The 14,053-nt window shown below is 54.7% G+C and carries 18 protein-coding genes; 8 read left to right on the top strand and 10 right to left on the bottom strand.

What is annotated here, in order from left to right:
• Positions 1–98: 98 nt before the first annotated feature.
• The 3 genes from ABLV66_RS13145 (at position 99) to ABLV66_RS13135 (ending at position 2,791) form a co-directional block, all read left to right on the top strand.
• Positions 99–1,163 (top strand): LacI family DNA-binding transcriptional regulator, encoded by a 1,065-nt coding sequence (locus ABLV66_RS13145; protein ID WP_047048093.1) that lies wholly within the window; start codon positions 99–101, stop codon positions 1,161–1,163.
• Positions 1,164–1,544: 381 nt separating this feature from the next.
• The gene (locus ABLV66_RS13140) at positions 1,545–1,793 is read left to right on the top strand and encodes a hypothetical protein (protein WP_045394583.1); all 249 of its coding nucleotides are present in this window, start codon (positions 1,545–1,547) and stop codon (positions 1,791–1,793) included.
• Positions 1,794–1,834: 41 nt separating this feature from the next.
• Positions 1,835–2,791, top strand: coding sequence for a sensor domain-containing diguanylate cyclase (locus tag ABLV66_RS13135; protein WP_045394581.1), 957 nt, complete (start codon positions 1,835–1,837; stop codon positions 2,789–2,791).
• 6 nt (positions 2,792–2,797) lie between these two features.
• Here the strand turns inward: ABLV66_RS13135 and ABLV66_RS13130 are convergent, their stop codons facing one another.
• Positions 2,798–3,406 carry a glutathione S-transferase family protein gene (locus tag ABLV66_RS13130; protein WP_316422427.1) on the bottom strand — a complete coding sequence of 203 codons (609 nt, stop codon included), beginning with the start codon at positions 3,404–3,406 and terminating at the stop codon, positions 2,798–2,800.
• A 176-nt stretch (positions 3,407–3,582) separates the two neighbouring features.
• On the opposite strand from ABLV66_RS13130, the gene ABLV66_RS13125 reads away from it, so the two are divergent.
• A complete protein-coding gene (locus tag ABLV66_RS13125; RefSeq protein WP_316422237.1) occupies positions 3,583–4,473 on the top strand; it encodes a LysR substrate-binding domain-containing protein in 891 nt (296 codons plus the stop codon).
• 75 nt (positions 4,474–4,548) lie between these two features.
• On the opposite strand, the gene mgtS is transcribed toward ABLV66_RS13125, so the two are convergent.
• The 3 genes from mgtS to ftrA all read right to left on the bottom strand — a co-directional run bounded on the left by mgtS (position 4,549) and on the right by ftrA (position 6,063).
• The gene (gene mgtS, locus ABLV66_RS13120; protein ID WP_004102377.1) at positions 4,549–4,644 is read right to left on the bottom strand and encodes a protein MgtS; all 96 of its coding nucleotides are present in this window, start codon (positions 4,642–4,644) and stop codon (positions 4,549–4,551) included.
• Positions 4,645–4,782: 138 nt separating this feature from the next.
• Complete coding sequence (locus tag ABLV66_RS13115; RefSeq protein WP_015366741.1) at positions 4,783–4,998, bottom strand: DUF4177 domain-containing protein; 216 nt, start codon at positions 4,996–4,998, stop codon at positions 4,783–4,785.
• A 24-nt stretch (positions 4,999–5,022) separates the two neighbouring features.
• Positions 5,023–6,063, bottom strand: coding sequence for a transcriptional regulator FtrA (gene ftrA, locus ABLV66_RS13110; RefSeq protein ID WP_047079239.1), 1,041 nt, complete (start codon positions 6,061–6,063; stop codon positions 5,023–5,025).
• Between the two features lie 68 nt (positions 6,064–6,131).
• Here ftrA and ABLV66_RS13105 point away from each other — a divergent pair, with 68 nt between their 5' ends.
• Positions 6,132–6,545, top strand: a complete 414-nt coding sequence (locus ABLV66_RS13105; protein ID WP_047048097.1) for a rhodanese-like domain-containing protein — start codon at positions 6,132–6,134, stop codon at positions 6,543–6,545.
• Between the two features lie 142 nt (positions 6,546–6,687).
• The gene (locus ABLV66_RS13100; RefSeq protein WP_063415215.1) at positions 6,688–7,791 is read left to right on the top strand and encodes a cobalamin-independent methionine synthase II family protein; all 1,104 of its coding nucleotides are present in this window, start codon (positions 6,688–6,690) and stop codon (positions 7,789–7,791) included.
• 29 nt (positions 7,792–7,820) lie between these two features.
• Here ABLV66_RS13100 and relB read toward each other — a convergent pair whose 3' ends face one another.
• Positions 7,821–8,291 (bottom strand): type II toxin-antitoxin system RelB family anti-toxin, encoded by a 471-nt coding sequence (gene relB, locus ABLV66_RS13095; RefSeq protein WP_348877189.1) that lies wholly within the window; start codon positions 8,289–8,291, stop codon positions 7,821–7,823.
• A 116-nt stretch (positions 8,292–8,407) separates the two neighbouring features.
• Positions 8,408–9,592, bottom strand: a complete 1,185-nt coding sequence (ydeE, locus tag ABLV66_RS13090; protein WP_348877190.1) for an efflux MFS transporter YdeE — start codon at positions 9,590–9,592, stop codon at positions 8,408–8,410.
• 193 nt (positions 9,593–9,785) lie between these two features.
• On the opposite strand from ydeE, the gene eamA reads away from it, so the two are divergent.
• Positions 9,786–10,682 carry an O-acetylserine/cysteine exporter gene (gene eamA, locus ABLV66_RS13085; protein ID WP_348877191.1) on the top strand — a complete coding sequence of 299 codons (897 nt, stop codon included), beginning with the start codon at positions 9,786–9,788 and terminating at the stop codon, positions 10,680–10,682.
• Positions 10,683–10,756: 74 nt separating this feature from the next.
• Here eamA and marB read toward each other — a convergent pair whose 3' ends face one another.
• From marB to marR, 3 genes are read right to left on the bottom strand one after another with little or no spacing between them, the layout of a single operon-like run.
• Complete coding sequence (gene marB / locus ABLV66_RS13080; RefSeq protein WP_020078926.1) at positions 10,757–10,963, bottom strand: multiple antibiotic resistance protein MarB; 207 nt, start codon at positions 10,961–10,963, stop codon at positions 10,757–10,759.
• 30 nt (positions 10,964–10,993) lie between these two features.
• On the bottom strand, positions 10,994–11,377 hold the full coding sequence (gene marA / locus ABLV66_RS13075; protein WP_015366733.1) for an MDR efflux pump AcrAB transcriptional activator MarA: 384 nt from the start codon (positions 11,375–11,377) through the stop codon (positions 10,994–10,996).
• A 17-nt stretch (positions 11,378–11,394) separates the two neighbouring features.
• Positions 11,395–11,829 (bottom strand): multiple antibiotic resistance transcriptional regulator MarR, encoded by a 435-nt coding sequence (marR, locus tag ABLV66_RS13070; protein ID WP_045394564.1) that lies wholly within the window; start codon positions 11,827–11,829, stop codon positions 11,395–11,397.
• Positions 11,830–12,091: 262 nt separating this feature from the next.
• On the opposite strand from marR, the gene ABLV66_RS13065 reads away from it, so the two are divergent.
• Complete coding sequence (locus tag ABLV66_RS13065; protein WP_047048110.1) at positions 12,092–12,760, top strand: MarC family NAAT transporter; 669 nt, start codon at positions 12,092–12,094, stop codon at positions 12,758–12,760.
• 54 nt (positions 12,761–12,814) lie between these two features.
• Here the strand turns inward: ABLV66_RS13065 and ABLV66_RS13060 are convergent, their stop codons facing one another.
• On the bottom strand, positions 12,815–14,017 hold the full coding sequence (locus ABLV66_RS13060) for a sugar transporter (protein WP_047079234.1): 1,203 nt from the start codon (positions 14,015–14,017) through the stop codon (positions 12,815–12,817).
• Positions 14,018–14,053 lie beyond the last annotated feature (36 nt).

Below are 14,053 nucleotides of genomic sequence, written 5' to 3'. Positions count from 1 at the left end.
GATCACGAATCACGGCGCAAATAGCAGATTTTTGTCGTAAGGAAGACATAAAATGTTAGCGTAAGACATTACGCCGTTTTCACTGACAGGAGTACGCGATGCAGCGCCGTTCAGCCACTTTAGAAGATGTCGCCCGCGAGGCGGGCGTTTCGCAGCAGACGGTGTCGCGGGTGGTGAATAACCCACAGATTGTGGCGCAGCGCACCCGTGAAAAGGTGCTGCGCGCGATGCAGACGCTGCACTATGTACCTAACCGTTCGGCACAGCTATTGGCGGGCAAAGCGGCGGCATCGATAGGGCTTATCACCGCGTCGTTGACCTTACACGCGCCGTCGCAAATTGCCGCGGCGGTGAAAAGGTATGCCGGTGAGCAGGGGCTGGAGGTCGCCATCGCCATGCCGGCGCAAAGTGATTACCCGGCGCTGCAGGCGCGGCTGGATGAGTTTCGCGCCCAGCATATTCGAGGCACCATTATCAGCCTGCCGCTGGAGAGCAGCGTCGCCGAACGGCTGGCGGCGGAAAATACGGATATCGCCTGTTTGTTTCTCGATGTCTCGCCGGAGACAGATGTCTCCTGCGTGCGTTTCGATCATCGCGATGGCTGCGGCGCCTGCGTGCGCCACCTTTGGGAATTAGGGCACCGAGAGTTTGGCCTGTTGGCCGGGCCGGAAAGCTCGGTGTCGGCGCGGATGCGCCTCGGCAGCTGGCGCGAGACGCTGCACCGGCTTGGGGTCAGTCAATCGATCACGGTGTTCGGCGACTGGAGCGCCGCCAGCGGCTGGCAAAAAACCTTCGAGTTGCTGCATAAAAACCCGAAATTAAGCGCGATCGTGGTCGCCAACGATCAGATGGCACTCGGGGTGCTAAGCGCGCTGGCGCAGCTTAATCGACGCGGCAGCCAGGCGATTTCGGTGACCGGCTATGACGATACGGCCGATAGCCTTTACTTTCAGCCGCCGCTTACCACCGTCGCCCAGGATTTTGATCTGTTAGGCCGGCGGGCGGTGGAATTACTGATGCAGCAGATGGCGGCGCCGACCGGCCGCCTGCGCGAACTGCTGCCGGCCCGGCTGGTGGTACGTCAGTCGACGTGGCCGCTCGCGACGCAGGACAATACCGCGCCGCTGATCGCTGAACTAAAAGCGCTGGTGGAGAAGCTATGAGTACGTCTGCGGTTTAAGATTTATTGAACAAGGGCGTGCTAGCCTGCGAGTCAGACGTAGGAAGTCCCGACGCACTTCTACGAAAACGCTAAATACAATCTACGATCTATCCATGCAAGCATTTATTCACCGCCAGTCACATGGCGGTTTTTTTTTGCCTATTCACCCCTGGCTCGTCGCTGGCGATTTTATTATCTTCTGCTGATTGCCGATAATTTGCGCTGATAACAGCATAAACGCATTGTTTTTCATGGCGTGGGTCTCGGCGCTTCCCTGGGCCGTATTTTTTAAGCCAGCATAAAATGCGGATAGCTATTGGGATGGAAAAAACGGCCAGGGCTAACCATACTGATGACATTGCGACAGGAGGTGGTGCTTTCAATGAACGATGATTTTCAGGCGATTAAGAACGAATTTGCTAAATACGCCGATGCGGCGCAAGGGACCGCGGTGGCTTTCGCCATGTATGAAGATTTAGCCCGACGGCTGGCGAATTACTTTCATAACCTCGATCAGCTCAACAAACGCCGTTTTCTGCTGAAGCTGGAAGAGGGGGAACGCGAAATTGGTACCCAGGGCAGCTATGACTGGTATGGGGCGCTGACGCGCTTTTCATCGGCTGCTCATTAATCCCGCCATCTGATTTTTTCGCTTTATTGCAATGAGGCTTTATGAAATTCCCAGGCGTACCGGAAAATGAAGAAGAAAGACTGAAATCGCTGTATCTGGCGGACCTGCTCGATACCCGTGATGATGAGCGTTTCGAACGCCTCACCCGGCTGGCTAAAAGAATTTTTCAGGTGCCGGTGGTACTCATCAGCCTGCTCGACCGTGAACGGCAGTGGCTGCTCGCCTGTCAGGGGTTGGGGATTCGCCAGACCCGGCGCGATATCTCTTTTTGCGCCCACGCCATCTTGCAGGATGGCGCATTCATCGTTAACGATGCGGTTAATGACGATCGTTTTTATGATAACCCGTTGGTGACGGGTGAACCCTATATCCGCTTCTACGCGGGCTATCCTGTCCATCTGCCCGATGGCGCCGTGGCCGGCACGCTATGCCTGATTCATACCACACCGCGCGAGTTTAACGATGAAGAGATCGCCGTCCTCAAGGATCTGGCGTATATCGTTGAGGATGAGTTCCAGGTGATTGGCATGGCGATGACCGACAGTCTGACCGGCATCGCTAACCGGCGCGGCTTTTACCGTATCGGCGATAAACGTTTCCGTACGCTTACTAGCAACGCAACGCCGTTTAGCCTGGTCTTTTTTGATCTTGATAAATTCAAACCCATTAACGATCTGTGGGGGCATGCGGAAGGTGACGAGGTGCTAAAAACCTTCGCGGCGTTTCTGGCGCAACATCTGCTGCCAGGCGAGGTTGTCGGCCGTTTAGGCGGCGATGAGTTCGCCGCCATCATTACCCGCAACGGGCGTGCCGACACATTCTTGCAAAAGCTGCGTGAGAGTGTCGATCATTACAACCAGACGTCAGGAAAACCCTATAACATTAATTACTCTTACGGCGAGCTACAGAGCGATGTCAGCCGTTATCCGACGCTCGGGGATATGCTCAAACAAAGCGATGAAGTGATGTATTCGCGCAAGCGTAGGAAAACCTTATAAACGCGATTATTCCGCCAGAGGATATTTTTTAAAAGCGGCTAAAGCCTCACATGCTTCTGCTAAACCATGTATATGTTTAAAATCGTGGGGCGGGATCGTCGTTGGGATCATGGCCTGAATAAATGACCAGACGACAGTACTGGTTATCATGACCTGATCCAGCGGTTGGGCGGTAGTGCGGCCGGCCAATCTTGCATCCCATTCATGACAAGCTGCCAGCAGTTGCTGTGTTACACGCTCAATCCATGGCTGATGCTGTTTTTCCGCCGGACGGAGACGATGTTCATAAATATTTTGTACCGCCTTTTCGCTGGCAGCGAGAATAAACCCCAACAGTTGCAGATCCTCCGCTAACCGATGCGGATTTTTCGGTAACAGTTTACGCCTGGGTTCGGCCTGCATTTCGAAATATTGTAGAATCAGTGTCGAGTCCATTAATAACAAACCGTTATCCAGTACCGCCGTTGGCGCTTTAACAACCGGGTTAATTTGTGAAAACGCATCAAAGGTGCTGAATACTGATAAAGGAACGCTCACAAATTGTATGCCGTATAGTTCCAGCGAGATTGCAACACGCCTAACGTAAGGCGAATCCATCATACCAATAAGTTTCATCGTCATTTTTTATTCCAGATTAACATCATTCTATTATCGGGAAATCATGTGTTCAGGCGCTGCCGATAAGCAGACCATCGCAGATTAGCGTAAACCGATAGCGACGAATATCATGGTTTTCTTATACAGAGCGTAAGTATTTCTGACATTAGCCGGCAAGGTGCAGAGAACAACAGATGTCGAATTATCCACCCATTGCAAGTTTACGCAGTTTCGAGGCCGTCGCCCGTCTTGGCAGCGTGACGCTAGCGGCGAAGGAACTGAATGTGACACATTCGGCGATTAGCCAGCAAATCAAAATCCTCGAGGAGCTCGTTGGGGTAAAACTCTTTATCCGCCAGGGGCGTGGCGTACAAATCAATGAAGAAGGGCGGCTGTACGCGCTGCAAATTCGCGAGGCTCTGCAGCACATCGCAGAGGCGACAAAGCTGGTACAGATTAAACCTCGGACGTTGGAACTTACGTTGTCAACACTACCTTCATTTGGCTGTCACTGGCTATTGCCGCGGCTAATGCGATTCCGCGAGAAATATCCTCACATCTTATTGCGGCTTCAGGCCAGCTTGACGGTGAGCGCTCTGGAACAGGAAGGGATTGATATTGCTATCCGTATGGGGCGTGGTGAATGGGAAGGGGTTAAAAGTCATTTTCTCTTTGCGGATGAATTAATGGTAGTCGCCGCGCCAAATTATAACGGCGGCAAGCTGCCAGCGACGCCGGAGGAGGTGGCTGCGAGCAACATTATTTTTTCGATGGAATCATGGAAAAGCTGGAGCCTGAACGCTGGGCTGGAGAAAGAGATCGAGCCTGGCGGACTACGGATTAATGATTCAAATCTGGTTCTTGATGCGGTACGGCTAGGCGAAGGTATCGCTCTGGAGCGTAGATCTCTGGTTCAGGGGGCGCTGGATAGAGGTGAGTTGGTGCAGATAACGGCAATTACTGCGCCTTATCCCTGGCACTACTGGTTGGCGGTCTCTCCGTTGGCGGAGGAAAAGGAGGAGGCAGCGCTGTTTATCGGCTGGCTTTTTGACGAAATCACTATTTGGCAGCAACAACGGCAATAACGGTCTTTAAAAACAGAACGCCCCCTGGTGCAACAGCAGCAGGGGGCGCTTACGGGTGGGGATTATCGTCGTTCATCAGTCATCCCATTTGTGGCTTAGATACGCGGCCAGAAAACCAAAGAACAGGATGGTTCCCAGTACGGCCATGAAAACATGCATATTTCCCAGCATGATCTACCTCCATCTTATTTATGCGCTAATGTTGTCCTCATTGAACAGGGTTTACGGTTGTTGAATAGATAATATCCTGGTCAATCTAAACAAAAGATTAACCAGAATAGCGTTATGTTTATGAAATAAATTAACGCATCAGATGGCGCGTTCGAGCACAAATAAATAGGCTTCGCGCGACCAGAACAGGGCGCTGCGGCGGCGTTCGACCGCCATGGTTTTGACTTCCCAGCCCTGCTGCGTGTACTCAGTGAGGAACCGGCTCATTTTATCGGGATCGGCTTTCGCTTCGCCAAAAAACATACTGCCCAGCAGCCCCTCTTTATAGATAACGACGCGACACTCTTTTTTCATCAGCTTAATCCTTGCAGGTGTAATTCAACGACGTGAATTATTGTCGCTGGCCATCTTAATATTACTACTGACGGGGGAAAACTTTTTTCGATATTGCAGCGGACTCACGGCGAAATGCTGGCGAAAGTGGTGACGTAGCGTACTGGCATTAGCGAAACCGCAGATTTCGGCGATTCTGTCGATGCTGAGACGGCTATCGGTGAGCTGCTGGCGGGCGCGAAGCAACCGCTCATCAAGCAGCCAGCGGGCCGGCGATTTACCGGTCGCCTGCTGAAAACGACGCAAGAAAGTGCGCGGGCTCATATCCATTCGCTGCGCCAGCGAGGCAAGGGTATGGCTCTCAGCGAGATGCTGATGCAGATAATCAAACAGCTGGCCGAGGCGCTGGCTTTCACGCGCTGTTGCTACCGGGCGGATCACCTGCTGCGCCTGCCCGCCGTCGCGGTGCGGCGACACCACCAGCCGCCGGGCGACGATGTTCGCCGCTTCGTGACCGAAATCTTCGCGCACCAGATGCAGACAAAGGTCGATGCCCGCGGCGCTGCCGGCGGAGGTCATCAGCCGCGCATCGCCGACGTACAGCACGTCTTCCACCACTTCAATCAACGGAAAACGCTCCTGCAGCCGGGCAGTATAACGCCAATGGGTGGTGGCCTGCCGGCCGTTGAGCAATCCGGCGGCGGCGAGCACAAATACCCCGGAACAGATAGAGACGATTCTGCAGCCGCGCGCATACGCTGCCGCCAGCGCCTGGCACAGCGCCTGAGGAACCTCGCTTTCTATGCCTCGCCAGCCGGGGACGACGATGGTGTCCGCTTCGTTAAGCAGCGCCAGCCCGCCGTCGCTGACGATACGAATACCGCCGGTGGCGCGAAGCTCGCCATCATCGACGGCGGCGACCGCGAACCGATACCAGCTATCGCCCATTTCCGGGCGCGGGAGACCAAAAATCTCGACCGCCACGCCGAACTCGAAGGTACACAGGCCGTCATAGGCCAGAACGACGACTTTTGGTGGTGACAGTGTCACATTGTTGGTTGTCAGGATTTCAGCGTTTTCTGTCATCAATGGGGGCGGTGGTCCGGGTCGGGTGGTGGTTAAAGTAGTGTTACCACAGACAAGGAGAATACGCCATGAGTGTTGTAAGCCAATTTACGCCAGCCGCCCCGGCCGATGCCGCTGCCTGGTTTGCCCATAAACTGAGTGTCGAAACCGACTGCGCCGATGTCCATCACGCTTTGCAGCACGGTGAGCAGGACTTTGTGCTGCTGCATGTGATAGGCAGTCATGATGTTTTCGCCCGTCGTCACCTGCCAGGGGCGCTGCATCTGCCGCATCGCGAGATCAATGCCGCGCGAATGGCGCAGTGGCCCGCGGAAACGCTGTTTGTTGTCTATTGCGCTGGGCCGCACTGCAACGGCGCGGATATTGCCGCCTTAAAACTGGCGCAGCTTGGCAGACCGGTAAAAATGATGCTCGGCGGCCTGACCGGTTGGGCGGATGAGGGGTTTGCATTTAGCGTCAGCGAAGCCAGCAACATGAAATAAATTCAACAGCCATGAATTTTTCTCGTTTGCCGATGCTCCTTCTGCATGACAGTATCTGGACATATAGACATCCAGAAGTCTAAAAATTCAAATAATGAATTATCACGGCGGGCAACTACCTGCCTGCCGTTAAGGAGAGAACATGCAACGTCACCAGGCCCCGTTCCGCGCAGATATTGTCGGCAGTTTTTTACGTCCTAACGCCATTAAGCAGGCGCGCCTGCAGCTGGCGGAAGGCAATATTGATGCCGGCCATCTGCGTGAAATTGAAAATGAAGCCATCCGCCAACTGGTTCAGCAGCAGTGCGATTGCGGCCTGCACGTGGTGACCGACGGTGAGTTCCGGCGCGCGTGGTGGCACTTCGACTTCTTCGACGGTCTGGAAGGCGTTGAACGTTACGATTCAGAGAAAGGTATTCAGTTCAACGGCGTACAGACCAAAGCGCACGGCGTGCGCGTGACCGGTAAACTGGGCTTCGGCAACCATCCAATGCTGGAAGATTTCCGCTTTTTGAAAAGCGTCAGCGGCAATGCGCAGCCGAAAATGACCATCCCCAGCCCCAGCGTGCTGCACTTCCGCGGCGGACGTAAAGATATCGATAGCACGGTATACCCGGACCTGGCTGAATACTTCGACGATCTAGCAACCACCTGGCGCGATGCGATCCGCGCTTTCTATGACGCTGGCTGCCGTTATCTGCAGCTTGATGATACCGTCTGGGCCTATTTATGTTCAGACGAACAACGCCAGCAGGTACGCGAGCGCGGTGACGATCCGGACGAACTGGCGCGTACTTATGCCCGGGTACTGAATAAAGCCCTTGAAGGGAAGCCGCAGGATCTCACCGTCGGCCTGCACGTCTGTCGCGGTAACTTCCGCTCGACATGGATTTCAGAAGGCGGCTACGAGCCCGTGGCGGAGATCCTCTTCGGCGGCGTCAACATTGACGCGTTTTTCCTTGAATACGACAACGATCGTTCCGGCGATTTCGCCCCGCTGCGCTTTATTCGTCCAGGGCATCAGCAGGTGGTGCTTGGGCTGATCACCACCAAGAACGGCGAGCTGGAAAATCCGGAAGGCGTGAAGGCGCGCCTGAAGGAGGCGGCGCAGTATGTACCGCTGGAGCAGATTTGCCTGAGCCCGCAGTGCGGCTTTGCCTCCACAGAAGAGGGCAATTCGCTAAGCGAAGCCCAGCAGTGGGATAAAGTGCGGCTGGTCACTGGGATCGCCGCCCAGGTCTGGTAACGAGATAGCCCGCATTAAGCGGGCTTTTTCTATTTACGCAGCAGGCGCTGCAGTCGCGCCTGCCGCCACTGGCGGATCCACCCGGCAAAGACAAACAGACGTAATCCCCGCAACAGCAATAACGCGCCCCAGATGATTGCCACCCACACTGACCAGTAGACGTCCGGTTGGGTAAAACGGTTAATCACCAGCAACAAAACGCAAACCGTGACCGCCACGCTCAGCGAGCGAAAAAAACGGCTCTCCTGATGCAGGCGGCTTTTCGCTTCTTCGATACGTAAATCGAGCGATGCTTCGTGACCGACGGGAGCATCGTCGCTGAGCTCGGCCACATTTATCTCAAACACCGCCGCCAGAGCGCTCAGGGTTTCTAACCCCGGGCGATCGCCGTTTTCGATCCGCTGGATAGTGCGAACGCTGACGCCAGCCAGTTCGGCAAGTTGTTCCTGGGACCAGGCGCGCTGCAGACGTAATTGCTTTACTCGGGTACTGCTGTTCATGGTGTTAATCTCCGGATGGGAACCTGAGACCAGTGTGGTTTTTTAACCTGCCAGGCGCCACGACGGGCACCCGACAGAGAGGCGACAGCAACCCGACAGCCGCATGACGCCTGGGTTTACGCCTGTACGGTTTGCCAGGGACGCACATTCATGCCGCGGAAAATCATCAGCCAGGCGGCGACGATCGCCAGCATTAAGATGAAGAATAGCGACCAGTGCGGCAGATGGGTAAGGATTATCCCGGTCAGCATCGGGTTGAACGCCGCGCCTAACCAGCCTAACGACTGGGCGGAAAAATAGCTGGCTTTCATACCGAGTGGGGCAATCTGATCGATCAACATATATTCGCCCGGCGCATAAATAACTTCGCCAAGGGTAAAGATAGCGGCGGAAATGCCCCACATCAGCAGATTATTACCGGAGAGGATAAAACCGCCGAGACCCAACACATAGCACAGGGTGCCGAAGGTCATCAGCGGGCGGATGTTTCGCGCCGAAAGCCGTCGCCCGACGGCGTATTGCAACGCGACCACCACCGCGGCGTTGACCGGCAGCACTACCGCGACCACTTTTTCCGCGAAGTCGCTGGTGCCTGCGGCGAGTACATACTGCGAAATACAGGAGGCAAATGAGCCGCCGACAAACGATGCCAGTAAACCGGAAAAAGTAAACCACAGCAAGGCGCGATCGCGCAAAAGCACCGACGGCGTCCACTGCGGCGCGGTACCTTCCACGCTAACGGCAGAGGTACGTTCGACGAAGAGCTGTATAAACACCAGCGGGAAGGCGGCACACAGCGCGGCCAGCCAGAAAGGCAGGTTAATGCTCTGCATCACCAGTAGGGTGCCAATTGGCGGCCCAACGGTCCAGCCGATATTGAGGAAGGTATAGTTGAGCGAAAAGATGCGCGCCTTTTTCTCCGGCGTCAGCACATCGGCAAACCAGGCTTTCAGCACGGTAGAAAAAACCGAATAAGCGCAGTTGATCAATGAGAAAAAGAATACCACCAGCGCCACGCTATTGACCGCGGGGATGGCGATAAAGCCAGCGATAAACGCCACGATGGCGATCAGCATATAGCGTTTTTTGTCGAACTTATCGGCAAGAATACCGAAGCCCATGCTGAAGATAACGCCGACGACCAGCGCGACGGAGAGCGCATAGCCGATGACGTCGACTTCCAGCTGAAAACGGCGGGTGAGATAAATCGTCATAAAAGGAAGCGTTGCGCCGCGGCCGATGGTTAACAGCAACGACGACGCCAGTAGCGCTACCGTTGAGCGCCTGATGGTGGTTGTCATTTTTTCCTTGCCCGATGTTGTGTTTTATTTTTGTTGTGCCCGATCACAAATAGCATGCTAACTGAGCCTTGTATAGCGGGCTCTATGTCGGAAAGTGCCTTCAGCACCTGCTAAAAATAATGATCTGTTCGAGCGGCGGGAATTTGGTTACTTTGACCTTGGTCATCGTTGACCAGAAAGACAGAGGCATCGTATGACGCGCAGAGATGGACTGCTGGCAATGCTGGTAGTGGTGGTGTGGGGGCTTAATTTTGTGGTGATTAAGCTCGGGTTGCACAATATGCCGCCGCTGATGCTGGCGGGGTTACGTTTTTTACTGGTGGCGTTTCCGGCGCTACTGTTCGTTGCGCGGCCCAAAATACCGCTGCGCCTGCTGCTGGGCTACGGCCTGACCATCAGTTTCGGCCAGTTCGCCTTTTTATTCTGCGCGATTAACCTCGGTATGCCAGCCGGTTTGGCATCTCTGGTACTGCAGGCTCAGGCCTTTTTCACTATCGTGCTGGGCGCTTTTGTCTTTGGCGAGCGGTTACAGGGAAAGCAGGTCGCCGGTATCGCGCTGGCTATTTTTGGCGTATTGGTACTGGTTGAGGCCAGCCTCGGCGGCCAGCACGTGCCGCTGGTCAGCTTTATGCTGACTCTGGCGGCGGCGTTCAGCTGGGCCTGCGGCAACATTTTCAACAAGAAAATTATGTCTCATCAACATAAGCCGCCGATTATGTCGCTGGTGGTGTGGAGCGCGTTGATTCCGGTGTTACCGTTCATGCTGGCGTCTGGCATTATTGATGGCCCGCAGGCGATGGCGGCAAGCCTGGTTAATATCGACGCCACGACCGTGCTGTCGCTGATGTATCTGGCGTTTGTCGCCACCATCGTTGGTTACGGTATCTGGGGGGCGCTGCTCGGGCGTTATGAAACCTGGCGGGTGGCGCCGCTGTCGCTGTTGGTGCCGGTAGTCGGGATGGCGAGCGCGGCTCTGCTGCTTGGCGAACGGCTCAATGGCCTACAGCTGTTGGGGGCGGCGCTGATTATGGGCGGGCTCTATATTAACGTGTTCGGTCTGCGGCTTGCGCGCCGCGGCGCAGCGCGGTAATGACCGTCCCGACGAAGCCGGGATAAAAAAGCCCCGCTTCAGCGGGGCTTGAGTCATTGCGGAATGGGCGGGCGTTAGTTGTAATACGGTACGCCCAGCTCATCCGATTTATCATTGCCGGCAGCCATGTGATTAAAATCAAACGGCGAGTCGTTATGTTCGGAAGGGATAATCATCGCGTCCCGGTTATTGTGGCGAACCGGAGTGGTGGTTTGCTCCGCATAACTCTGGCTTGCAGCCAGCGCCATTAGCACGATGGCGGCGGTAGCGAATAATTTCATGATTTCCTCAGTACGTCTTTATGCAGGCGATTAACAACAATAATTATTTAGCGGCATCAGGTAGCGGGATTCACCCGGAACGTTGGTGATGCGATATTTATGCGGCGGCACATCGAAATAGTTTTTAAACGTCCGCGTCAGCGTCTGCTGCGATTCAAAACCGTAGCGCTCGGCCAGATACAAAATCGGCTCATTGCTCTGCTTGAGTTTTTGCGCGATTTCCGTCAGCTTGCGGCTGCGGATGTACTGGCCCAACGAGTGGCCGGTCTCTTTCTTAAACATTCTTTGCAGGTGCCATTTGGAGTAACCTGAGCGCTCCGAAACTTTCTCCAGCGATAATGGAGATTCCAGGTTCTCTTCGATCCACGACAAAATACTATGGATAGTGATGGCGTCGTTATTGCGTCTGGACATCATCTTACCTCTTCTTATTACGGCAGGACTTTCTTGAGCAGTTGCTCAAGCATGACCACTTCGTCTGCCGTTAGATTTTTTGTTAGTTCCTGGTGCAATTTTTGACCCACAACCTGATGACAGTGCTCACAAAGGGCTGCGCCTTCTGGTGTCAGTTGCACCAGAACGCCGCGCTTGTCATTTGGGTTGGGCAACCGTTCTATCCAGCCTTTGCAGACTAGCCTGTCGAGCATGCGCGTCATTGCGCCTGGATCGACCGACAGGACGGTCTTCAGCTCAACGGGTGTTGTACATACTTCACAGCGAATGGAACAGAGCACCCGGAACTGGGTGGCGGTGATATCCATGGGTGAAAGATAGTCGTTGAGCAGTCGATCTTTTTTCTGGTTAACCATCTGGATCAATCGGCCAAGAGGGATCATCTCGTTGAACAGATTGTTAGTGTTTTCCATGATAGTTGCCCAGGCAATTATTTAGTTGCGATGGATATTATTGCCGCGGCAATCATAAGTCAACATTATGAATTCGCCGATGCCACGATTTGCTAAAGATTGATAATTTGACGGCTGTCACTTTTTCTCATTTTACTAACACTTGTTATTTTTTATCGACGTGATTTTTTTCGTGGATGTGGCATCTGAGTCGCTGCTGTCGATATACTCACGGGGTGAAACTGTACTGAAAAAATAATACTTAACGGGATGTTGACTCACTATGCTGGAACTGTTTAAAGCAATAGGGATCGGTCTGGCGGTGATTTTACCGTTGGCGAACCCGCTCACCACCGTGGCATTGTTCCTTGGTCTGGCGGGCAATATGAACAACGCTGAGCGTAATCGACAGTCGCTGATGGCATCGGTGTATGTCTTTGCGATCCTGATGGTGGCGTGGTACGCCGGTCAGGTGGTGATGAATACCTTTGGTATTTCCATTCCCGGTCTGCGTATCGCCGGCGGTCTGATTGTGGCTTTTATTGGTTTTCGGATGCTGTTTCCGCAGCAGAAAGCTCATGATTCGATGGAAGCGAAAATTAAATCGGAAGAGCTGCAGGATGAACCCACGGCGAATATCGCCTTCGTGCCGTTGGCGATGCCCAGCACCGCGGGGCCGGGCACCATCGCGATGATTATCAGCTCCGCCTCGACGGTAAAACACGGTGTTGATTTCCCGGAATGGGTCGTGCTGGCCGCGCCGCCGATTATTTTTGCGCTGGTAGGGATCATTCTGTGGGGCTGCCTGCGTAGCTCTGGAGCGATCATGCGGCTGGTGGGGAAAGGCGGTATCGAGGCGATTTCCCGCCTGATGGGTTTCCTGCTGGTCTGTATGGGCGTGCAGTTCATTATTAACGGCGTGCTGGAAATTATCACCAACTACCACGCCTGAGGGCAGCAATATGATTCACGTGCCCGGCAGTAAGCGGCCGGGCTTCGCTGAAGGCTAATGGGAGTGGTGCGGCTGCTGCTCATCGCCCGGCGATGGCCAGCGGCGAAAAATCATCACCGACCACACCAGCGCTACCAGCGCCGGTACGGCGCCAACGTAGCCTATCGCCGACATCGACAGTTGCGTACTCACCTGGCTGCCGACCAGCGCGCCGGCGCCAATACCAATATTGAAAATTCCCGAAAACAGCGACATCGCCACATCGGTAGCATCCGAAGCCAGCGCCAGCACTTTCACCTGCATGCCGAGGCCGATGACCATAATCGCGATCCCCCAGAACACGCTGAGCAGCATGAGCTGGTTGGCGTTCCTTGAGGCAGGTAGCAGCAACAGCAGGCATACCAGCAGCATGCCGATAGCGGTGGTAATCAGCCCGGAAGCATGTTGGTTTCCCAGCTTGCCGAATACAATACTACCAATAATACCCGCGCCGCCGAGCACCAACAGCAGCAGAGTGGCGAAATTAGCGCTCAACCCTGCGACGTTCTGCACGAAGGGTTCAATATAGCTGTATGCCGTGTAGTGGGCGGTCACCACGATAACCGTCAGCAAATAAATACCGAGCAGCGCCGGACGGCGGAACAGCACCGGCAGGCTCTTGAGCGAACCGGAATGTTCGCTTGGCAGCGCCGGCAATAGTTTTGCCAGGCACACCAGCGTCGCTAAAGCGCCAAGACCAATGGCCAGGAAGGTTGTGCGCCAGCCAAAATATTGTCCGACGATACGGCCAATAGGAATGCCGAACACCATGGCCAGCGCGGTACCGGTGGCGATAAGGCTAAGCGCCTGAGCGCGCTTGCCGGGAGGGGCCATACGGATAGCCAGCGCGGAGGTGATCGACCAGAACACCGCGTGGGCGAAGGCGATGCCAATGCGGCTCACCACCAGCACCGTGAAGTTCCACGCGAAAAATGACAATACGTGGCTGGCGATAAATAACACGAACAGGCCAATGAGCAGGCGACGGCGCTCCATCTTGCTGGTCAGCAGCATGAACGGCAGCGACATCAATGCCACTACCCAGGCATAAATGGTCAACATGATCCCGACCTGGGCCGTTTCCATACCGAAGCTGTCGGCAATATCAGACAGCAGGCCGACCGGGGCAAATTCTGTGGTATTAAAGATAAAGGCGGCTATTGCCAGCGTGACGACCCGCAGCCACGCGACTTTGCGTGAGACCGTATTTGTAAGCATAAATTCCGGGCTGGTAGTAATGAGAAGAAGAGGAGG

The sequence above is a fragment of the Klebsiella sp. CN_Kp073 genome (assembly GCF_040065495.2).
Classification (GTDB): Bacteria; Pseudomonadota; Gammaproteobacteria; order Enterobacterales; family Enterobacteriaceae; genus Klebsiella; species Klebsiella aerogenes.
This window is presented reverse-complemented; position numbering and strand designations above follow the sequence as displayed.